Genomic DNA, 21,781 nt, shown 5'->3' with positions numbered 1-21,781 from the left:
GGAAAGGTTCTGCTATGCCTACTTTTTCATAGAATGAAAAAACCCTTTGTGTTTTACACAAAGGGAGAATTTAAGGCACATCAAACAGACGTTCAAATCCATATCTTTTTTGAACGCTTGAACCTCCATCTTCTCCCATCCAGACTATACTGTCGGCTTTGGAATCACACCAAATCCTGCCTTAACGGCTCGCGGGCTTAGAACAAAATCACATATAGTTCATCACCGCCGGTCGGGATTTTCACCCTGCCCCGAAGATAGACCGATATTCTATTTTCCACTTCATTATACAACAACATGATTGGATTGTGAACAAAAAAATCGTAACTTATTAAAAATAAGTTATTAATTTTACATAATCAAAACCATTCATTATATTTTACAATACACCCCATATTTTTTAGCATTCGGCATTTCTCCTATAAATCCCCTAGTCATATATAATTAAAAGTGATAAGATGTTGAATTGTTAAGATAAGAACATTTTCTGGATTATGGAGGAAATGTCATGAAGAAAGAAAAGAGACACTCTATTCGAGAAACAATGAAAAAAAACTTAAGAAAAGAATACTTTTACTTAAAAAAAGAATTACTTTTCTACTGTCCAATTGATTTAGGCACATTCTCAAGCGAGACATACTATGCTACTTTCGACGAAGATGGCATCAGTATTTATCAGTATGATAAAAAAACAGAGAGTAAATTAAAATTGTGTGAGCGTCATCCGTGGAAAAGTTGGAATAAAGTGAAGGTGGATCATTATTTAACAACTTCTCAATTTATTTTTCAAGGGAAGCGAAACTGGATATTATCCCTTTTCCAAAAAGGAAAAGAAGCTCAAAAAATAATCGAAGAGCATACATCTTTACAAACTGAAGTTGTTTCCCGCTCTTTCTTAAAAAAGCTTCCAGGTTTCCGTTCTAATGCACCGTTGAATAAATACATCGGCAGCATTTGCTACACTGCACTTATTGCATTTTTATTAAAATGGATGATTCCATTTCAAGCACCACAAATCGCCCTGTACTCCATTTCAATTGGTTGTATGCTCCTTGGTCTACTTTGTTTGACAATCGGTTTAATTGAACCGACTATTGTACTTTTTCGAACAAACGAAAAAACCAGAACAAAAGTATTTTACTTATATAGCTACTTAGCTATTTCTGGATTTATATGTGTCTTTATTTTTTGGTAAAAAAAGAGCTAGTTAAACTAGCTCTTTTTTACTTTACGTATAATTGTTGATTTGGATAAATCAGCTCTTGCTGTAGCCCATTTTTTTCTTTAATTTCCTTAACAGACATGCTAAATTTCCGTGCAATGCTAACTAAAGTGTCCCCTTTTTGAACGACATATAACGATGAGGAAACGACTTCGTTTCTTTGTTCATGTAAAACAAGCAATGGATTCATCGCATTCTTTTTTGCCATCGTCCATCTTCCTTGATGAACTTCTAAATGTAAGTGTGCACCTCGAGATTCTCCTGTATTCCCTACTTCTCCAATTATTTCTCCTTTTGAAATATAATCCCCTTGAACTACATATCTCTTATTTAAATGCGCATACACAGCCTCATATTCTCCATGTTTAATAAATACAACATTTCCATAACTACTTGAATAATAAGACTTCGTTACCTTACCATCTTGAATAGCTGCCACCGCCGCCCCAATCGGTGCCGCTATATCTATACCGTAGTGTTTTCCATGCCTTGTCCCAAAATAATCACTTATCTGCCCTTCAACAGGCCATGTCCACCGGTTTCCCTCTGCGTACACATGTAATTGAGATAAAAACAATATAGTCAATAACATGACGCCGTATTTTAAACCTTTCATATACATCCTCCGTTTTCTAATTACCACCATACCTTCTCTATTTTGGTATATTACAGAAAAAAGTATACAAAAAAAAGAAAGTGGATCACTCCACTTCCTTCTCTTTCTTATCACGAAAAACGATTGCACTACGATTATACTCCACATCTTTTACTTGTACTCGAGCGTTTATTACTCTAGCTACTGCAAACAAATAATCAGATAATCTATTTACATACTTTAGAACAACTTCGTTTATTTCCCCTTCTTTTTGTAAGGACACTATACATCGTTCTGCTCGCCTTACAACTGTACGTGCAATATGAATAGCAGCTGCCGAATCGCTTCCACCGGGTAAAATAAAGCGCTCTAATGGGGGTGCTTCTTCTATATACGAATCAATCCTTTTTTCTAAGCATTCGACCATTTCGATTTTTACTTTATAAGGAATTTTCCCCGATACTATCGCCAAGTCTCCTCCGCAATCAAATAGTTCATGTTGAATCGTTTCAAGTTCATTGTAAATATCTCCGAAAGACTCGCCTTGTAGTTTAGTCATCGCATATCCAATATGAGAATTCGCCTCATCTATCGTGCCATATGCTTCAACTCGGATATTATCTTTATCCACTCTGCCGCCTATTACACTTGTTGTCCCCTTATCTCCTGTTTTTGTATATAATTTCATCGCTTTACGACACCCCTCTCATTATTCTTCATTCGACTAAGTTAGAAAAAAAGCTCTACTATTATTTATTTAATTGATTTTACAAAAAAATAAAAAACAGTAGAACTTTATCCATTATCAACTTTAAAAACATATATCTAAATTATACGATTCGGTAAATATACAGAGAATGTAGTTCCCTCTCCAACAACACTTGAAACAGCAATTTTCCCATCATGGCCTTGCACAATATTTTTTGCAATCGCAAGTCCGAGTCCTGTTCCACCTTTTTTCCCACGTGTTCTTGCTTTATCAGCTTTATAGAAACGATCAAATAAAAATGGAATATCTTCTTCTGGAATACCAGCGCCCGAATCTTGTACTTCAAAAATAAGACCATTATTTTTCATATCAATTACAAGCGTTACATGTCCGCCTGCGTTCGTATGACGTATTGCGTTATCAATTAAATTCGTCAATACTTGTTCCATACGATCTGCATCAAACGGATATTGCTCAATTGGATCTTTGAAGTCAACCGTTAACGCGACTTCTTTATCCCTTGCAATCCCTTGGAATTTACGACCTATTTTTTCAACGAAAGGATGAATATCAACTTCACCTATATGTAACTCTACATTACCACTTTCCATACGCGCTAAATCTAATAATTCATTTACAAGTTTACCTAAACGAACAGATTCATCATAAATGATTTGAACAAACTCATTAATTTCTTCTTTCGTTTGCACAATATCATCTAAAATTGCTTCACTATACCCTTGAAGCATGACCATCGGTGTACGAAGTTCATGTGATACGTTCGCAATAAAGTCTTGACGCATCTTCTCCAGACGGCGTTCTTCCGTCATATCACGTAATACAGCTACCGCCCCGCGAATTTTCGTTTGATTGTAAAGCGGAGTCATAAGAACTACATAGTTACCTTTTTGTAAATTAATGTCAACCACTTGTTGTTGTTCGCTTTCTACAACTAGATGGAATAGTTCAACAAGTTCAGAAGGGAGCTTTTTACTTAACTCTACTTCTTTCTCTTCTTGCCAAACTTGCAAGAAATGTTCCGCTGGCGGATTGATTACAACGACTTCACCTTCTTGATTTAACGTAATAACCCCATCTGCCATACTACTTAAAATACTAGCTAACTGTTCTTTCTCTTGCTGCAGAGCATTCATATTAAACTTCAACTGTTTCCCCATTTGATTTAAGGCCGTTGCAAGCTCACCAATCTCGTCCTGAGATACCATAGGAGCTTTCGCATCAAACTTCCCACGCGAAACCTCAAAAGCAACCTCACGCATTTTACGGAGTGGTGCTGTAATTCGAGTAGATAAGAAGAATGCAAAGAAAGTTGTTAATATAATTGCAATCCCCGCTGATAAGAATATAAAATCAGTCGTTCTCTCCATACCTTGTATCGGAACTTGTAAAGATTCGTATACGAACACTGCACTTTGATTTTTGGAGTGTACTGGTTTTCCGACAATCATAATATCATTTTCAGTATTTTTATTTTTTCTACTATTAGAGGCTTTTCTAATGTTATTCTTAATTTCTTTTTTGTCTGTAAAAACAGCCGCTAATTCTTTATCTTCTTTTAAGTCATCCATTGTAAGAGTGACTAATCCTTCTTGTTTCGGTGAAGATGAAATTTCCTTACCATCTTCTACAATAATAATCCTTGAAAGTGGATCAGAGAATTTGTACGCGATATTCTCAATCGTTTTTACATCGGCACCTTCTTCAATTAACTCTGAAACACTTGTTGCAACTTTTTGAAGCCTAGCTTCACTCATATCAACATAATATGTTCTAAAAAACTGTGAAAGTAAAATCGCAACAAATCCAAGTACAAACGAAACGAGAAGTAATATGGTCATCCATAACTTCCCTACTACACTTCTCCAAAGCATCAGTCGTTCACAACCTCAAACTTGTAACCTACGCCCCAAACGGTAACAATCATCTTCGCAGCATCTGGTGATTTTTTGCTTAACTTCTCACGTAAACGCTTTACATGCGTATCAACTGTACGTAAATCTCCGAAGAATTCATATTGCCATACTTCTTTTAACAATTGCTCACGATCAAATACTTTATCAGGAGCTTTCGCTAAGAATAATAGTAATTCGTACTCTTTCGGTGTTAAGTTCACTTCATTACCATCTGCTGTAACACGATGTGCATCATTATCAATTGTTAAATGAGGGAACACAGTAACATCTTTTGTCGTTGTATCTTGTGTAAAGAATGTTGTTGGTACAGAACGGCGTAAGACCGCTTTCACACGAAGCACTACTTCACGTGGGCTAAATGGTTTCACAATATAATCATCAGTTCCTACCTCAAACCCTTGTACTCGGTTTACTTCTTCACCCTTTGCTGTCAACATAATAATTGGCGTCGCTTTCTTCTCACGGACCCCTTTACATACTTCGATACCATCTTTACCAGGCATCATAAGATCTAATAGGATTAAATCATAATCATTTTGCAGTGCCATTTCTAAAGCTGTATCACCATTGTCTGCTTCATCAATTGTGTATTGTTCTCTCTCTAAATACATTTTCAACAAACGACGAATACGATCCTCATCGTCTACAATTAAAATTCTTGATTCATTTTCCATTTTTACCCGTTGCGTACTTTTACCACAACGGTTCACACCTACCCTTCTACACTATTATGTTGCGCTATTCTCGTTTATTTAAGCAATCTTCTAAATGTTTCACTTCCCATATTATGCTTCACAAGAATAATAAAGTTTGTTCAATTTTTTTCCAAAACTATGTATTTTTTTTGAACGGTATATAATGTCCTCGACATCATTTTACAAAATCAACCGCTACTTTGTCATGTTTTTCTCAAAAAAGAAGAAAAGTTGACAAAAATAAAATAGGAAAGTGACATTCACTCTCCTATTTTATTTCTCTATGCGTATGAATGTAAACCCGCGATAATTAAGTTTACTACAATAAAGTTGAACATAATGATTGCAAAACCAATTACCGCTAACCAAGCTGACTTCTCTCCATGCCACCCTTTTGATAAGCGTAAATGTAATACCGCAGCATAAAAGAGCCAAGTAATAAGTGCCCAAACTTCTTTCGGATCCCATCCCCAAAAACGTGTCCACGCTATTTGAGCCCAAATCATCGCAAAAATTAATGCACCTAATGTGAAAACTGGGAATCCAATTGCAATAGAGCGATATCCGATTTCATCTAGTAAATCACTATTCGTATTTTTCACTAGTGGCTGAAGTGCTGCTGATACTCGTTTCCTTAAAATAAGTCTTAATACAATATAAAGTAATGTTCCAACTAACACTGACCAAATTACAGTATTTAATTTTTTGGCATTTACAATCGCCGGAACTTCAACTGTCGGTTCTAATTTATTTTCTGTCAATAACTTCCCTTCATGCGGTCCCACTAAAGCCGGAAGATTGTACTTCATCTCCACTTGTTGTTCATTTTTATCAATCCATTGAAACTTCGCTTCATATTTCATACTAGAAAATACCGTTGTTACTCCAATAAATCCAACTGTACAAACAAGTGTGAATACCACAGTTTCTAACCAAAATGTACGTTTGCTTCTCGTTGATTGATCTACATTTTTCAATAAATACATAACGCCCGTTATAAAACTAATCGCTAAGATCGCTTGTCCTGCTGCTGCAGTCGTCACGTGAATATGTAACCAATTACTTTTCAAAGATGGAATAAGCGGCGATATTTCCCTCGGAAACATACTCGCGTAGGCAATTAATAAAAGCGCAACTGGTAATGCAAAGAGTCCAATTATACTTACGCGGTACATAAAATACATGACAATAAATGCTCCGACTAGCATCATGCCGAAAAACGTACCGAATTCAAAAAAGTTACTAACTGGTGCATGTCCTGATGCAATCCATCTTGTAATAAAATATACTGTTTGTGCAATAAATCCTAAAATTGTAATCGTTATTCCTACATTTGCCCATTTATGACCCTTTTCTTTAATTGCTCCCCCGAAAAATAGAGTTGCAATTAAATATAAAATAAATGCGGTAAAGAGAAAGTTACTACTTATTTGCACCATATCGTTTCCCCACCTTAACTAATTTTTTTATCGATTACTTTATCGTTTGGTTGCGGAATTGCTGTACCTTCTAGTACTCTTTCAATATCTTTCTTTAAACCGAACCAATTTTTATTCGTATGTCCTGCAATCCACCATTCATCATTAACGCGTTGTATCCAAATACGGCGATGATTCCAATACATTCCTTGAATGACACCAACCATAAATATAAATCCTCCAATACCGAGAATCCAAAGCGTTAAATCTTTCCTTACAGTAAGTGCTGTTGCATTTTGCATTTCAACACCTGCGAATGACATTTTATACTTATTGTTCCCATCAGGTTCTATATTTTGCTGAATACCAACAAAACTCACTTCACCATCTGGTGTTTCAGGCGTAAACATTTTAAAGACGAATGCAGGATTATTTGGTAATTTCGTTTTTGTGTTCGGTCTTCCATTCTCATCAAAATAAAAATCAGGGAAATAGCTTAATAGTTCTAGAGAATAACCATTTCCTAAATCATATTTTTCTGTAGGATTCGTTAAATCAACTTTAATTGGTCCCCACTTTTGATTATTTTCTTTATTTTGCAAATGGAAGGACATGCTTTTAAATTCACTTTCTTTATAATCCACTTGATAAATAGCAAATTGATCAAATTTCAGCGGTTCATTCACTCGAATTTCCGCTTCTTTTACCTTTTCCAATTTCGGTTTTTGTCCTGCTATATTTTCGCCGATCGCTTTATATAATACAGCATTCGTTTGGAAGTTTTTCGCAATCATTTTATCACCTACACGGTCAATTGCTTCATCATAAACTTCCTTGTCCTTACTTTTATCATAAACTTCCTTTATAAACTTCTCATTTTTCAAATAGTATTGCCCATCCGTCCCTGGTATTTCTTTCGTTTCACCATCACGTAACCAAAGCGCTTCGTCTACGTACATACTCGGTAAAAAACGAAGCATTGCACCGAATAAAAAGATAATAAGACCGATATGATTCACATATGGACCCCAACGCGAGAAACGTCCCTTTTCTGCTAAAACGTTTCCGTCTTCCACTTTCACATTATAGTTCGTTTTCTTTAAATTCATTTGGATTCTTTCCAAATCACCAGCTTGCGGTGTACCAGTGCCGTATAATCTTTGTCTCTTTAAAAAGCTAGGATGTCTTTTCACCCCTTGTTTTTTTAAAGCTTTATAAAGCGGAATAACACGATCTAAGCTACATATCACAAGCGAAATACCAATTGAAGCAATTAACATCATATACCACCATGAACCGTATAAATTATTAAATCCTAACTGATAGTATAATTGTCCTAAAAATCCGTATTCTTGTTTATAATATTCAGCTGGTGCAATCCCTGGAGTTATGTACATTTCTTGCGGAAAAATAGTTCCAATCGCCGATGCAGCTAAAGTGATTACAATGAGCCATACACCTACTTTTACAGAAGAGAAAAAGCTCCAAATTTTATCGACTATCGTTTTTGTTTGCGTGAGAGATCTACGAGCACTCCCCTCATAGCGCATATCCAATAGTTTTATATTTTCATTACTTTCAAATGGTTTCCCGCAAGCTTCACAAAAAACAGTTCCTATCGGATTCACATGTCCACATTCACACTTAATTTCTTTCAACACTCTCACCGCCCTGTATCTATATGTACTATTGTATATTCTAAGCTTAAGTTACCGCAATACTCAGAATTTTTAAACCAGAGGCACTATAGGTAAGCACCTCCTATGTAAAGGCTTTCTTTATTACGGCGTAATTTTCTTTAAATAACCTTCTAGCTGTTCTTTCGTTTGTTCACCTATAATTTGCTCCACTACGTTTCCATCTTTATCAATCAAAAAGCTTGTCGGTAACGGTCCTACTCCATATGTCCCTATGATTTTTGTTCCTTTATCAATAGCAACTGGGAATTTCAAATCATATTGTTTCACAAAGTTCTTAACAGCAATTTCTGTTTCATCTGCATCTAACGCAATAATTTCAACGCCTTTTTCTTTATACTTTGGATATAGTTCATTCATATAAGGCATTTCTTTCTCACAAGGTTTACACCAAGTGCCCCAAAAGTTTAAAAATACACCTTTTCCCTTTAAATCTTTTAATTCAATTTTCTTTCCTTCTAAATCTGTCACAACAAAGTTAGGTGCTTCTTTTCCAATTTGCATTTTCTCTTTATCAGCAAAGAATCCTTGATAAAGTGTAAATCCTACAGCACCACATAAAATGAGTAGAATAATAACGCGAAATAATAAGCGATTTTTTTTCATATTGTCTCCCCTCTCTTCGACGAGTGATGAATATATGTATTTTTTAATAAATCACCAGCGGAGCATTCCACTGGTGAAAGTTTCACAATATCGATTAGCGAGGCTTTGTAGAAGCCAATGCACGTAATTGTTTCACCTCATGTGGTGTCAATTCTCTTGCATCACCAGGTCGCAGACTTCCTACTTCTAAGAAAGCATAGCGTTCACGCTTTAGTTTCACTACTTTACAATCCAACGCTTCAAACATACGACGTACTTGACGGTTACGTCCTTCATGAATTGTTAATTGTACAATCGCCATTTCTTTACGCTTGTCCCAAGAAATAATCTTCACACGCGCTGGTGCTGTTTTCCCGTCTTCTAACGTCACACCACGTTCTAACATGCGGATTTTCTCACCTGTTAGAGGACCTTTTATTTTTGCAACATATGTTTTTTCAACTTTATATCTAGGGTGCATTAATACGTTTGCGAAGTCCCCATCGTTTGTCATTAATAATACGCCAGACGTATCATAATCTAAGCGTCCGATTGGGAATAAACGTTGTGTAATCTCTGGGAAAAAGTCTGTTACAACATTTCTGCCTTTATCATCTGATACACTTGAAATTACGCCAGTTGGTTTATATAGTAAAAAATAAACAGGTTCTTCTTTTTCAAGAGGGATGTTATTTACTTCTACTTTATCTTGAGGAGTTACTTTCGTTCCTAACTCCTTCACTATTTTTCCATTAACTTTCACTTTTCCTTGCTGGATTAATTCCTCAGCCTTTCTTCTCGATGCAATACCTGCTTGTGCAATCACTTTTTGTAATCGTTCCATTTCTTTTTTTCACCTCGAATTTATCTTACCTTACATTAGAAAGACTTGGCAACCGCATACGCTTGACGGCTGTTCGCTTCATCTTACTTAAACAACATAGCGATGATAATAAACATATAAAGGTCAAATCATGTTTTTACCTTTTATTATTGTCCATTTTTTCATATTGCTCACAATAAAAGTTCATCATTTTGTCAAAAATACCACATAAAAAAACCACTATTAAGCAGCACCTTAATAGTGGTCGTATACATATTATAAGCGAAATAGCATAAAAAATGAATAGTATTACTTAAACATTAAAGAAACAAACACAATTGAACAAATAATTCCGATCAAATCGGCAAAAAGTCCTACTTTTAATGCATCTCCCATTTTTCTAATTCCAACAGCTCCGAAGTATACTGTTAAAATATAAAAAGTCGTATCTGTACTCCCTTGCATCGTAGAAGCCAATCTTCCAATAAACGAGTCTGGCCCATATGTGGCAATTAAATCGGTCGTTATACTTAAACCAGCAGAGCCTGAAATAGGGCGTATAAGTGCTAGTGGAACAATTTCTGCTGGAACATGAATTAAATCTAACATCGGCTTCATTACTGATATCATTGCATCTAATGCACCTGAAGCTCGAAATATGGAAATAGATACGAGCATTCCAACCATAAACGGTAAAATAGAGATCGCAATTTGAATCCCTTCCTTTCCTCCCTCAACGAAAGATTCATAGGTCGGAACCTTCTTTATCGTGCCATATAGAAGGATAAAACCAATTACACAAGGAATTACCCATAGTGATATCGTATTTACAATACTCATTTTTTCCGCCCCTTCCTACTCCTTCTTCGGTAAAAATAGCGGTCAATCCAAATTGCTCCAATCATAGAAAGCACTTGTGCAATGAATGTTACCCCAACAATTTCAGTAGGATTCGCTGATTCGTAAGTCATTCGAATCGAGATGACAGTCGTAGGAATTAAAGTAATAGCTGATGTATTTAACGCGAGAAACGTCACCATTGAACGGCTCGCCGAATCTTTTCCTCCATTTAACTCTTTCAGTTGTTCCATCGCTTTAATACCAAGCGGCGTTGCTGCATTACCTAATCCAAAAAAGTTTGCCATCATATTCGATAAAATAAATCCCATTGACGGATGATCTTTCGGTATTTCTGGAAACAACTTTTTGACTATCGGCATAAAAAGTGACACTAACTTCCTTAACAATCCTGCTTCTTCTGCAATTTTCATTAAACCGAGCCAAAATACTAAAACACTAATGAGTCCTATACAAATTGTTACTGCGTCTTTTGCTCCATCAAATACAGCTTTATTTATTGCTTCCATCGTTCCATTTATCATGGCATATACGATCCCTATGACTGCCATCGCTACCCATACGAGATTAACCATCGCTCCCAACACCTATCATATGAGAAAAGATTTCTTTCACATTATTCCAGTACATTCCCGTTGTAGCTACTAATTTTCGTTTACTATAAAATAAATTCCGTTCTCCAACTTTCTCATTGCCAACATAAATTTCTGTCTTCCCAACCTTTACGCCATCTTTAAGTTTTGCACTTTTATCGAGTTCAACTTTTACTACGACATCCTTTCTTTCTTGCTCAGTTAATGGCACCGCAAAACTATTTTTCGTATAAACATGATTGGCATATTTCTTTTCAGTTATTTCAGCAAGCGCTCCTTGTCCTACAACGTTCGTTTGCTTGAAACGTTTAAAACCTTTATCAAATAAATTCATATGATCATCCCAATCGCTAGAAGCGCTCAAAGTTACAACAATTAGATCTAGTCCATCTTTTGATGCTGTTGTAACAAGCGTCCGTCCTGCTTTCTTCGTAAAGCCTGTTTTTCCTCCTGTTGCAAATTCATAATAAGACGTCACAAGTTTATGTTTGTTTTTCCACGGATAATCCCACGAATCTGATTTATACGTTTTTGTCCCAAAAATCTTCTTAAAGGTTTCGTTCCTCATTGCATACTTCGTTAAAAGTGCCATATCATAGGCCGATGAATAATGGGATCCATCTCCATCCAAACCATGTGGGTTTGAAAAGTGAGTATCTTTCATTCCAATTTGTTTCGCCTTTTCATTCATTAAATATACAAACCCTTCTATACTCCCTCCTACATTTTCAGCAATTACTTGTGCTGCATCATTACCAGATCTAAGCATGAGTCCGTATACTAAATCCTCTAACTTTACTTTCTGTCCAGGCTTCAAATAAATTGCTGATCCTTCTACTCTCACTGCTTCATTGCTAACCGGGACCATTTCTTTCATTTTTCCTGATTCAGCAGCTAACAAGGCAGTCATAATTTTTGTTATACTAGCAATTTTTTGCGGCTCATGTTCTGCTTTTCCGTATAATACACGTCCAGAATGTTGCTCCATTAATACAGCATTACGAGCACTGACATTGCTGTTCATCTTTGCATATGTAGGAATTGGCATAACGCTTGCATACATAATAAGAAGCGTAATGATTACACAAATTCGTCTCATATTTCCCCCCACGTCCTTTTGGCACTTTTTGTACAAGTGTATGCTTGGCCTTTTAAAATATGAACGAAATCTCCTTCTCTTCTCAATAAAGCAAAACTTTAATTAGTTAGGGCTTTGTCCATCCTCCACTAATTAATAGCCCTCAATATTCGGGCGTTTACGGGATAAAAAAGACGCATACAATATGCGTCTAATACGGTGTCCATTCAATTTGTTTTGCACTTTCAAATCTTTTTTCTACATCAGGCCAATTTACAACATGCCACCAGTTTTTTATATATTCATCTTTACGATTTTGGTATTGTAAATAATACGCATGTTCCCACACGTCTAGTACAAGGAGCGGTATCGTATCCCATTGTGTAAATAATTGATGAAGTGTACTCTGCAAAATTTCTAATCTTCCCGATCGTGGCACCCAAACGAGAATCGCCCATCCTGAACCTTCCACTTTAGAGGCTGCTTCTGTGAAATGTTTTTGAAAGCGCAAGAAACTTCCAAAATCTTGTTCAATCCGGTGTGAAAGAGCCCCTCTTGGACTTCCGCCGCCACCTTTTTTCATGTTATTCCAAAATATCGTGTGTAAGTAATGACCTGATCCATGAAAGGCCGCTTCTCTTTCCCAATGCTTAATTAAATCAAATTGATTTGTTTTTCTCGCTTCTTCCATCATCTTCTCTGCCTTATTTAATCCTTCCACGTAACTGCGATGATGTTTATCATGGTGTAACATCATAATTTCTCTAGATATATACGGTTCTAACGCATTATACGGATATGGTAATGGTGGGAGTGTATGCCCTCCAATTGGAACAGCTCGTTCACTATCCCCTCTTTCATATAATTCATATTCCTCTTCTCCCTGTACAAATACTTCCTGCAAATGATGCTGAATATGTTCTACATCATCACTTATTTCATACATAAACTCTGCATCTGTATCATACTCATGCTCTTTCATACGGTCTAATAACGTTTGAATTTTATAAGCAAGCATATGGACATCATACACTTCCATCGCACGGCTATCTAATACGTGAAGAACACTTTCACACCAGCTTTCTACTTCATGAAAGTAATCTGTAAATACACCTTGTTGACTCATGTTACACCTCCTTAATGCTATCCCCTTAAATATATTCAAAGGAAATCCCTTATATAACTGTACAAAAGGAAAAGAAGCTAAGTCCCCTTAGCTTCTTTTTCGCAATTAATATTTGTGTAACATCTTTGTTTGGTAATCCGTCTCATAATATTCTAGTTCTTCACGCATCAATTGAAATTTACCTTCTAAATTCTTCATTACTTGCTCTATAGATACAGGTGGCGTTTGTTGAAACACGATGGAATTTTTCCCTGTATAGGCAGAGCGACTATTTTCATACCAATGATCACTCTTTGGTGAAAAAAACTCTGCAATTACTTGATGATAAATTTTATATAAAATTTTTTCAGCTGCTGTTTTTCGAAATGGCTGGCTATTCAACAAAACAAAACATGCATCATGTCCTTCTTCACAAAAAACGAGAAGACGCCTTATTGATGCTAATAACCCTTTATAATATTGCTCGTTCCCTGTCGGTGTCTCTTCTAATAAAGAAGGCAACGTATGATAATTTACATAATTGGTTATCAAAGTAATAACATCTTCTAAAAATATAGAAACTTGTTCTGTTTGATTTTCAACCATCAGATTAGACATTTTTTCCCTCTCCTTTGCCATTTCACGCTATTTCTACTCTTTTATTTTTATGTAATTCAGCCAATATTTCTTGTACTTTCACCACTGTTCCCTCATCAAAATATTGTTGGAACGCTTCTATATTATTTAAATATAAACGTTTTTGCATGCGATGCTCATTCTCTTTCAGTAAACAACATATCGCTACAATATCCCGTAAATATATGTCTTGTTCTTCTACTTTACATACTGGATTTCCTTCAAAAGGAGTAATTTCTTGTAAAACTTCTTCAAAATATCGAACGTATAAAACGGAAAAAGTTCTCTCTTTATTATTTAATATATATGTCACTTCAGATCTATTAAAGAAATCTTCTGATGTATTAGGTTTTGCTTTCTCTAACTCATATCCCGCATAACCTATTATAATCATCTACTTCCCCTCACTTCCTTCTTTCAATTCATTTTAACTTAATTTTCTGACAAACGAAATACTCTTTTAAATATAACCCATATAAAAAATAGCTTCCCTATACAGGAATTTACCTTTTTATTTTTCTTGAAGTTTGTCATAATAATATTATTGTCTCAGTTTTCTTATACAAGGAGAGTTGTATTTATGTCGTTTTCATGGAAACGTTTCTTACAAATCGGGAAAATTATCTTCCCATTTGTTGTATTAACAATTGTATTCTTTCAAGCAAAAAAAGAATTAGCAGGCATTTCTTTTTTAGAAGCAATCAATACAATTAAAAACATTCCAACCGGAGGAGTATTTTTAGCAATTACACTTGGCGCATTTGCCGTATCAACCATGTTCTTTTATGACTATGTTATGCTTCGTTATTTAAAAGCTGATATACCAGTCCAAAAGATTTTCCGCATCTCATGGATTGCTAATACTTTAAATGGCTTTATCGGATTTGGTGGTCTCGTTGGAGCTGGTGTACGCACAATGCTTTATCGTCCATACATAAAAGAAAATGGCAAACTTATTAAAAGTATCGCCTGGATGACAACTGCTTTTATTAACGGATTAGCCATTCTTTCATTCCTCGGCCTGATTGGAATATTAGACACAAGTTTTATTTTGCATGAAAAACCGTGGCTATGGCCTGTTCTTATCTTTTTCGCTCTTTTCGTCCCTATATATATTGGCTTTTCTAAACTAAAAAATAGAAAAACAAAGCAAACTGAAGGACAAGAAGAAGAAGGAGAAGAGAAAAACCCAACTGTTTTATACTCACTAGTTTCATTAGTTGAGTGGGTATCTGCTGGTATTGTTATGTACGTCATATTAATATTATTTGGTATCGACATCGAATTTCAAAAGTTTTTAGGTGTGTATGTAATTGCTGCTTTAGCTGGCGTTGTTAGTCTTGTACCTGGTGGACTTGGTTCATTTGATCTTGTCTTTTTAACTGGACTCGGACAGTACGGCATTGATACAGGTGTATTACTACCTGCTATGTTATTATATCGCCTCGTCTATTACATTTTACCTTTCTGCCTTGGCCTTATTTTTGCAGCTTTTGAAATGACAGGTGTGGCCATTAAAAAGTTTGAAGATAAACCTTTTATTGCGCCTGCATTAGAAACAACTGGTGTTATATGGACTTTGCAGCGTGATTTTCTAGGAAAGCTTGGTTCATGGGCATCTGCTGCTTTAACAGTATTTGCTGGACTAATGGTTATTTTATCGACCATTCTACCGACAAGTATAAACAGAGCACACGCCTTACATATTCTAGCTCCAAAACATCTTATTCAATTTTCTTTTAGCTTATCACTAACATTCGGTATTCTCCTCCTAATCCTTTCACGTGGGATATATTATGGAACAAAACGCTCTTATTATATGACGATTGTTTCTTTAATTGGAGCGGCTATCTTTAATACACTAAAAGGAATTGATATTGAAGAAACGTTTATTTTATTAATCGTACTCGCGGTATTATATATGCTTCGAAAAAGATTTGTGCGCGAGAAAATGGAAGTCTCACTTTCTGATATGGTAAAAGTTTTTATATTCTTACTTGTAACGTTATATTTATATAAAAACTTAGGTATTTTATTTGCAGGTGCAAAAGAAGCTTTTAAACCTGATTTTGTTGTTCGTAATATTACACAAGTGAAACGAAGTGCATTAGCAGCTGCCTTTTTCGTTCCTACCTTTTTACTGATTGGCTCACTCATTGCCAATCGTTATCGAAATGAATTTCCCGGGCAACCAGCTAATGACAAAAGGTTACAAAACTTTTTAGCTGAACATAACGGAAATGTACTTAGTCATTTAGGATTTTTAGGTGATAAACAATTCTTCTTCAGTAGTGATGGGAAAGCACTCCTTCTCTTCTCTATAACTGGAAAGCGTCTTATTGTACTAGGTGATCCAATTGGTGATTCTTCCTCCTACCGTACTGTGTTACAAGAGTTTTTAGCTGAGGCTGATCGATTTGGGTACATTTGTGTATTCTACCAAATCGAAAGTAAATGGATGAGTTTATATCATGATTTTGGTTATAACTTCTTTAAGCTTGGTGAAGAAGCTGTCGTTGATTTGAATACATTTACAATAACAGGAAAAAAACGTGCCGGTATGCGGGCTACTTTCAACCGTTTTGAAAGAGAAGGCTATACATTCTCTATTCACCAGCCACCGTTCTCAGACGAACTATATGAAGAATTAAAAAAAGTTTCAGATGCGTGGCTCGGTGGTAAAAAAGAGAAAGGTTTTTCACTCGGATACTTTGATCGTGAATATATTAGCCGAGCACCTATCGCTACATTATCTGATGTGGATGGAAAAATCATCGCATTCACAACCTTTATGCCCGTATATCAAGACGGATCATTATCTGTTGATTTAATGCGATATTATCCAGATGCACCTAGCGGCATTATGGATGCAATTTTCATCCACCTATTCCAGTGGGCCAAAGAAAATGAATATCATTCCTTTAATATTGGTATGGCACCACTTTCAAATGTAGGTTTATCGACACAATCTTTCTGGTCTGAACGGGTTGCTGCTGCCATCTTTAATAATGTTCGATATACGTATAGCTTCAGCGGGTTACGACATTTTAAAGAAAAATATAAACCAGCATGGAGCGGTAAATATTTGGCATTTAGAAAGAATCATTCTTTACCACTTACAATGCTCTCTGTAACAAAATTAATAGGAAAAAGAAAAAACAGCTAAAGATTTAGCTGTTTTTTCTTTTTTGAACTTGTACAATAAATTCTTTTTCATATTTCTTACCATTTATATAGAAATCCCCCCATATTTTATACGTTCCTTCACTAGGAAATGTAATACGATATTGTAATTGCTCATCTGTATCAACAGGTATTGCGTATAAAAAGTTTTCTCTCGTTTCGTCCACGATATAGAGCGCCTCTACTTCTCCTCTTTCTGAATGTAATTTCAATTTTTCACCCTTTTTCGCTTGGAATTGAAATGTTAACGTCACTGGTTCATTTGGATGCAATGCACCAAATAAAAGAGAAACTTCATACTCCCCTATTTTTTTTGTAAGTACACTATCGATTGGAAATTTTACTTTTTTCTTATTTTTCTCGTCCATTTCTTTCCCAAAATCTTTCTTCGCAAATGATTGCACAGACTTATTTTTGTCTTCATATAAAAATATTGTATATCCTTCATCTTTCGCTATTTTAGAAGATACCTTATATGATCCATTCCCTGCGAATGTAGGTTTCATTTGTTGTACATGCTTTAATTGTCCGTCTACAATAATTGCCCGAATTTGATCATTCACACCACGAACTTCGTTATTTTTATTATTTAATAATTGAAACGAAATATTTACCTTCTCATTTCCTTTTCCATTTGACACATCCCATTTTACTTCCTGAACATCACCTACAGTCTCTGTAGTTTCCTGATACTTTTTTATGTAAAATCCTCCTACTACAATAAATAGTAAAGCAACAAGTCCAATGACAAGATTTTTCAAAACATCACCTACCATTTTTATTGTCTCTGTTTATACAAAACTTCTTACATATATATTCTAGATTATGATTTATGAAATCCTCCTGCTTTGCACATATTACAAATAATAAAAAGATTTTAATTGAAAGGATTCGTAGTGTATAATGCAAATGATATTGATTTCTATCAATACATTATAAGGAGGACTTTTTCATGAGTGTACATATCGAAGCAAAACAAGGCGAAATTGCTGAATCTATTCTATTACCAGGTGATCCATTACGTGCAAAATATATTGCTGAAACATTTCTAGAGGACGTTACTTGCTATAATAACGTGCGTGGTATGTTAGGTTTCACTGGAACTTATAAAGGAAAACGTGTATCTGTTCAAGGTACAGGTATGGGGGTTCCTTCTATTTCTATTTATGTAAACGAATTAATCCAAAGCTACGGAGTTAAAAATTTAATTCGCGTTGGAACTTGCGGTGCCATTCAAAAAGACGTAAAAGTACGTGACGTTATTATCCCAATGACAGCTTGTACGGATTCTAATATGAACCGTTTAACATTCCCTGGTTTTGATTTTGCACCAGCTGCAAACTTCGACCTTTTAAAGAAAGCTTACGATGCTGGAACTGAAAAAGGCTTACACGTTCGTGTTGGTAACGTTTTAACAGCAGATGTATTTTACCGTGAAAGCATGGACATGGTTAAAAAACTTGGAGATTACGGTGTACTAGCAGTGGAAATGGAAACAACTGCTCTTTACACATTAGCAGCGAAATACGGTGTAAATGCGTTATCTGTATTAACAGTAAGCGATCATATCTTCACTGGTGAAGAAACTACATCAGAAGAACGTCAAACTACATTTAACGAAATGATTGAAATCGCTTTAGATGCAGCAATTCAACAATAATACATTAAAGAACTCGTCATACGTCTGTCGAGTTCTTTTTATGTGACTTTTTATTAAAAACTACTTTCGGAAGAGACAGATTTTCTCCTCTACTTTTTTGTAACGTTTGTTATAATAAAGTAATCATTTACAGTATTTCTCACAAGAGGTGACGCAGTGAAAAACAGAAGTATCGTCTTTAAACTATTTTTATTAACATCAACATTATTTACAATCATATTCCTCCTCTTTTTCCTAGGACAATCTCTATTTTTAGAGAAATTTTATATTAATAAAAAAGTAAAAACAGTTCAAACTGCTTTTGAGAAGTTCGTAGATACTTACGAAAAAAGTGGTAAAAGTTATGAAGAAATTAGAAAACTAAAACAAGAATTTCATGATAAAACCAATGCTGATATGCAATTTTTAAATTCTGAAGGCATTATTAAAAGTGACAATAATTACTACATTGATGTCACTAATCCTAAAAATAATGAAACATATTCCATTCCGCTCAATAATCTTTTAACGCCCGAAGAATATAAAAAATTCGAAAACTTAGGATTGAAAAAAGATGACATGATAAATGTCGTCGGTTTGGTACGAGAGAAAACAATAACACCAATAGAATTAACAACAAGTTATAATCGATGGCAAAACGAACGTTTCAATTCAGATTTTTCATCCATTAATGGCAACCCTTCTAAAAATAGACTTACAAGCCGATACAAACCTGTGACTCAAATTGAATTCACTGGTATTGTATCTAAGTTACAGCTTCCATCGAAAGCCGAGGTTCGTCTTGCAAATGATATTGAAACATTACGAGCCGTTCAATATTTTGCAGAAATTATTAGAAATGGTACTGCTAACTCACATCAATTGAACACTTATATAATAGATGGCGGGGAGAATATAAAAAATAGTATCTTTGTAAAACCTATTATGAAAGATGGAAAAATTACAGAATATGCTTTTGCAATAGCATCTTTGCAACCTGTTAATGAAGCCATGCTTGTTTTAAAGGATTATTATGTCTATGCCTTAATCATCGTTTTTCTCGTAATTATTTTGTTATCCTTCTACTATTCAAAAATCATTGTGAAACCATTAATTAAAATTAATCGCGTTACAAAGAAAATGGCCAATTTTGATTTTAGTGAGAAATTACCTGTGACAGCAGACGATGAAATTGGCGGGCTTTCCGGTAGTATTAATACGTTATCTGTAAACTTAAAAGATCGAATCGATCGGTTAAATGTTGCCAACACAAAATTACAACAAGATATTGAACGTGAACGTCAATTAGAGAAAACGCGAAAAGAATTCATTTCTGGTGTATCACACGAATTAAAAACACCGCTTAGTGTAATTAGAAGTTTTGCAGAAGGAATTAAAGATGGTGTTAGTAAAGATACGACGTATTACACAGATGTTATTTTAGAAGAAACAGAAAACATGAACAGACTTATTGTTGAAATGTTAGAATTAGCAAAATTAGAATCAGGTACGTACAAACTAGATATGACGACATTCTCAATCGGTGAATTAATTCAACAAGTCTATACAAAGTTATTATTTAGCATGGAGGAAAAACATTTACAAGTGAATATAGATGTAGACCCTTCTATATTTGTGAAAGCGAATCGTAGTCGTATTGAGCAAGTGGTTGTGAACTTACTTAGCAATGCAATTCGCTATACGCCAGATGGAGAAAAAATACAAGTCTCCGTTATGGCAATGGAAGATACAGTAAAAGTCGAAATCGAAAACACAGGAAACCCTATTCCAGAAGAAAGTCTTGAAAAAATTTGGGATCGTTTCTACCGTTTAGACGCATCTCGTAGCCGTCATACTGGTGGTACTGGTCTCGGTTTATCTATTGTAAAAAACATTTTAGATCTCCACCATGCCGAATACGGCGTATATAACACGACTAATAGTGTTGTATTCTACTTTAATTTACAAAAAGTAAAAGAAGTCAAATAATTTGTCTTAATTTCACTAGGAGTTCACATGGAATTCACACTCTCCCTTTATAGTAAGAAACAAGTTAATCCTTTCCTTTACACATATAAAAGAGGAGAGTGCGTGAAATGAAACAAGCAGGACAACCTATTCAAAATGAAAAACAATTAGAAACTATCAAAAATATACTTTTACAATCTTCGAAACGTGATGGCTTATTATTCGTATTAGCTGTAAATTCTGGCTTAAAAGTAAGTGAAATCTTACAATTAAAAGTTAGTGATGTAATCGATGAAAATGAAAATGTTCGCCATTCCATTTTATTTTACAATGAAAAAGTAAAGAAACATAAATGGTTTGCTGTGAATGAAGACTTACAGCACGCGATCGAAGACTACATGAAAGAACGTAAAACTTGGAAACGTAATGAACCGTTATTAAAGTCTCAAAAGGGAACAAAATCTATTACGAGACAACATGCATGGTACATTTTAAACAAAGCTGCAAAAGAAGTTGGATTAGAAGGGATTAGCTCACATACACTTCGAAAAACTTGGGGATATTGTGCATACAAATCAGGTGTTGACATTGCATTTTTACAACACTTCTTTGACCATAGTACTCCATCAAAAACTTTAAAGTATATCGGTATTGCTTAATAACTCTTATACATAAAAAAGGTTACCATTTATAAATGGTAACCTTTTTTATGTTTCACACTCTCTTTGCTTGTCTCTCCTATATTGTAGTGGTACTCTAATAGTAAGGGGGAGAAATTATGAACACATTAACAATTGAATTACCGAAAGAAACGGCTGAAAAACTTGATTTATTAAAACAAGCTTATGAAAAGAAAACAGGTGCTTCTATTTCTGAAAGTACTCTTGTTCAAACACTTATCTCAAAAGAATTTATCCAAGCGATAACTCCTTTTGATTTACAACAATTTGTCACTGGAAAAGAACAGCATTAATTGCTGTTCTTTTTTTATACTTTATCAGGGGGCTGCTGGAAATCTGCCTCGAAACAATTCTTTACTTCAG

Annotated in this window: 21 protein-coding genes and 1 riboswitch; of the genes, 6 read left to right on the top strand and 15 right to left on the bottom strand. The window is 34.9% G+C overall.

Features of this window, described 5'->3' with window-relative positions; translation table 11 throughout:
* Window positions 1-123: 123 nt before the first annotated feature.
* A riboswitch (FMN riboswitch) is annotated at window positions 124-263 on the bottom strand.
* Window positions 264-508: 245 nt separating this feature from the next.
* Entirely contained in the window at window positions 509-1,195 is a 687-nt protein-coding gene (locus ATN06_RS07710; protein WP_060630159.1) for a hypothetical protein, read from the top strand.
* A gap of 28 nt (window positions 1,196-1,223) precedes the next feature.
* Here the strand turns inward: ATN06_RS07710 and ATN06_RS07705 are convergent, their stop codons facing one another.
* The 14 genes from ATN06_RS07705 to ATN06_RS07640 all read right to left on the bottom strand — a co-directional run bounded on the left by ATN06_RS07705 (window position 1,224) and on the right by ATN06_RS07640 (window position 14,342).
* Complete coding sequence (locus tag ATN06_RS07705; protein ID WP_060630158.1) at window positions 1,224-1,838, bottom strand: peptidoglycan DD-metalloendopeptidase family protein; 615 nt, start codon at window positions 1,836-1,838, stop codon at window positions 1,224-1,226.
* Between the two features lie 85 nt (window positions 1,839-1,923).
* Window positions 1,924-2,505: a cob(I)yrinic acid a,c-diamide adenosyltransferase gene (locus ATN06_RS07700; protein ID WP_060630157.1), complete on the bottom strand. Its 582-nt coding sequence runs from the start codon at window positions 2,503-2,505 to the stop codon at window positions 1,924-1,926.
* A gap of 137 nt (window positions 2,506-2,642) precedes the next feature.
* Complete coding sequence (resE, locus tag ATN06_RS07695; protein WP_088116136.1) at window positions 2,643-4,418, bottom strand: sensor histidine kinase ResE; 1,776 nt, start codon at window positions 4,416-4,418, stop codon at window positions 2,643-2,645.
* The gene (gene resD, locus ATN06_RS07690; protein WP_002017976.1) at window positions 4,418-5,134 is read right to left on the bottom strand and encodes a DNA-binding response regulator ResD; all 717 of its coding nucleotides are present in this window, start codon (window positions 5,132-5,134) and stop codon (window positions 4,418-4,420) included. The genes resE and resD overlap by 1 nt, the downstream gene beginning before the upstream one ends.
* A 302-nt stretch (window positions 5,135-5,436) precedes the next feature.
* Complete coding sequence (resC, locus tag ATN06_RS07685) at window positions 5,437-6,594, bottom strand: cytochrome c biogenesis protein ResC (protein WP_060630156.1); 1,158 nt, start codon at window positions 6,592-6,594, stop codon at window positions 5,437-5,439.
* Window positions 6,595-6,608: 14 nt separating this feature from the next.
* Window positions 6,609-8,234 (bottom strand): cytochrome c biogenesis protein ResB, encoded by a 1,626-nt coding sequence (gene resB, locus ATN06_RS07680; protein ID WP_060630155.1) that lies wholly within the window; start codon window positions 8,232-8,234, stop codon window positions 6,609-6,611.
* A 120-nt stretch (window positions 8,235-8,354) separates the two neighbouring features.
* A complete protein-coding gene (gene resA, locus ATN06_RS07675; RefSeq protein WP_060630154.1) occupies window positions 8,355-8,876 on the bottom strand; it encodes a thiol-disulfide oxidoreductase ResA in 522 nt (173 codons plus the stop codon).
* 94 nt (window positions 8,877-8,970) lie between these two features.
* Window positions 8,971-9,699, bottom strand: coding sequence for a 23S rRNA pseudouridine(2605) synthase RluB (rluB, locus tag ATN06_RS07670; RefSeq protein WP_060630153.1), 729 nt, complete (start codon window positions 9,697-9,699; stop codon window positions 8,971-8,973).
* A gap of 288 nt (window positions 9,700-9,987) precedes the next feature.
* Window positions 9,988-10,518: a spore maturation protein SpmB gene (gene spmB / locus ATN06_RS07665; protein ID WP_000029511.1), complete on the bottom strand. Its 531-nt coding sequence runs from the start codon at window positions 10,516-10,518 to the stop codon at window positions 9,988-9,990.
* Entirely contained in the window at window positions 10,515-11,111 is a 597-nt protein-coding gene (gene spmA / locus ATN06_RS07660) for a spore maturation protein SpmA (protein WP_060630152.1), read from the bottom strand. The genes spmB and spmA overlap by 4 nt, the downstream gene beginning before the upstream one ends.
* A complete protein-coding gene (gene dacB / locus ATN06_RS07655) occupies window positions 11,104-12,228 on the bottom strand; it encodes a D-alanyl-D-alanine carboxypeptidase DacB (protein ID WP_060630151.1) in 1,125 nt (374 codons plus the stop codon). Before dacB ends, spmA begins: the two co-directional genes overlap by 8 nt.
* Window positions 12,229-12,418: 190 nt before the next feature.
* On the bottom strand, window positions 12,419-13,333 hold the full coding sequence (locus tag ATN06_RS07650) for a superoxide dismutase (RefSeq protein ID WP_060630150.1): 915 nt from the start codon (window positions 13,331-13,333) through the stop codon (window positions 12,419-12,421).
* A 105-nt stretch (window positions 13,334-13,438) separates the two neighbouring features.
* Window positions 13,439-13,930: a YpuI family protein gene (locus ATN06_RS07645; RefSeq protein WP_060630149.1), complete on the bottom strand. Its 492-nt coding sequence runs from the start codon at window positions 13,928-13,930 to the stop codon at window positions 13,439-13,441.
* A gap of 22 nt (window positions 13,931-13,952) precedes the next feature.
* Window positions 13,953-14,342: a hypothetical protein gene (locus ATN06_RS07640; RefSeq protein ID WP_000583792.1), complete on the bottom strand. Its 390-nt coding sequence runs from the start codon at window positions 14,340-14,342 to the stop codon at window positions 13,953-13,955.
* A gap of 186 nt (window positions 14,343-14,528) precedes the next feature.
* On the opposite strand from ATN06_RS07640, the gene mprF reads away from it, so the two are divergent.
* The gene (gene mprF / locus ATN06_RS07635) at window positions 14,529-17,114 is read left to right on the top strand and encodes a bifunctional lysylphosphatidylglycerol flippase/synthetase MprF (RefSeq protein ID WP_060630148.1); all 2,586 of its coding nucleotides are present in this window, start codon (window positions 14,529-14,531) and stop codon (window positions 17,112-17,114) included.
* 4 nt (window positions 17,115-17,118) lie between these two features.
* On the opposite strand, the gene ATN06_RS07630 is transcribed toward mprF, so the two are convergent.
* A complete protein-coding gene (locus ATN06_RS07630) occupies window positions 17,119-17,907 on the bottom strand; it encodes a hypothetical protein (protein ID WP_060630147.1) in 789 nt (262 codons plus the stop codon).
* A gap of 176 nt (window positions 17,908-18,083) precedes the next feature.
* Between ATN06_RS07630 and deoD the strand changes: the two genes are divergently transcribed.
* The 4 genes from deoD to ATN06_RS07610 all read left to right on the top strand — a co-directional run bounded on the left by deoD (window position 18,084) and on the right by ATN06_RS07610 (window position 21,711).
* Window positions 18,084-18,791: a purine-nucleoside phosphorylase gene (gene deoD / locus ATN06_RS07625; protein WP_060630146.1), complete on the top strand. Its 708-nt coding sequence runs from the start codon at window positions 18,084-18,086 to the stop codon at window positions 18,789-18,791.
* 156 nt (window positions 18,792-18,947) lie between these two features.
* Window positions 18,948-20,759, top strand: coding sequence for a sensor histidine kinase (locus ATN06_RS07620; RefSeq protein WP_060630145.1), 1,812 nt, complete (start codon window positions 18,948-18,950; stop codon window positions 20,757-20,759).
* Between the two features lie 107 nt (window positions 20,760-20,866).
* The gene (locus ATN06_RS07615; RefSeq protein WP_000806236.1) at window positions 20,867-21,397 is read left to right on the top strand and encodes a tyrosine-type recombinase/integrase; all 531 of its coding nucleotides are present in this window, start codon (window positions 20,867-20,869) and stop codon (window positions 21,395-21,397) included.
* Window positions 21,398-21,516: 119 nt separating this feature from the next.
* Window positions 21,517-21,711 (top strand): DUF3924 domain-containing protein, encoded by a 195-nt coding sequence (locus ATN06_RS07610; RefSeq protein WP_001094861.1) that lies wholly within the window; start codon window positions 21,517-21,519, stop codon window positions 21,709-21,711.
* Window positions 21,712-21,781 lie beyond the last annotated feature (70 nt).

Origin of the sequence: Bacillus thuringiensis, assembly GCF_001455345.1 — a bacterium.
GTDB lineage: Bacteria > Bacillota > Bacilli > Bacillales > Bacillaceae_G > Bacillus_A > Bacillus_A thuringiensis_N.
This window is presented reverse-complemented; position numbering and strand designations above follow the sequence as displayed.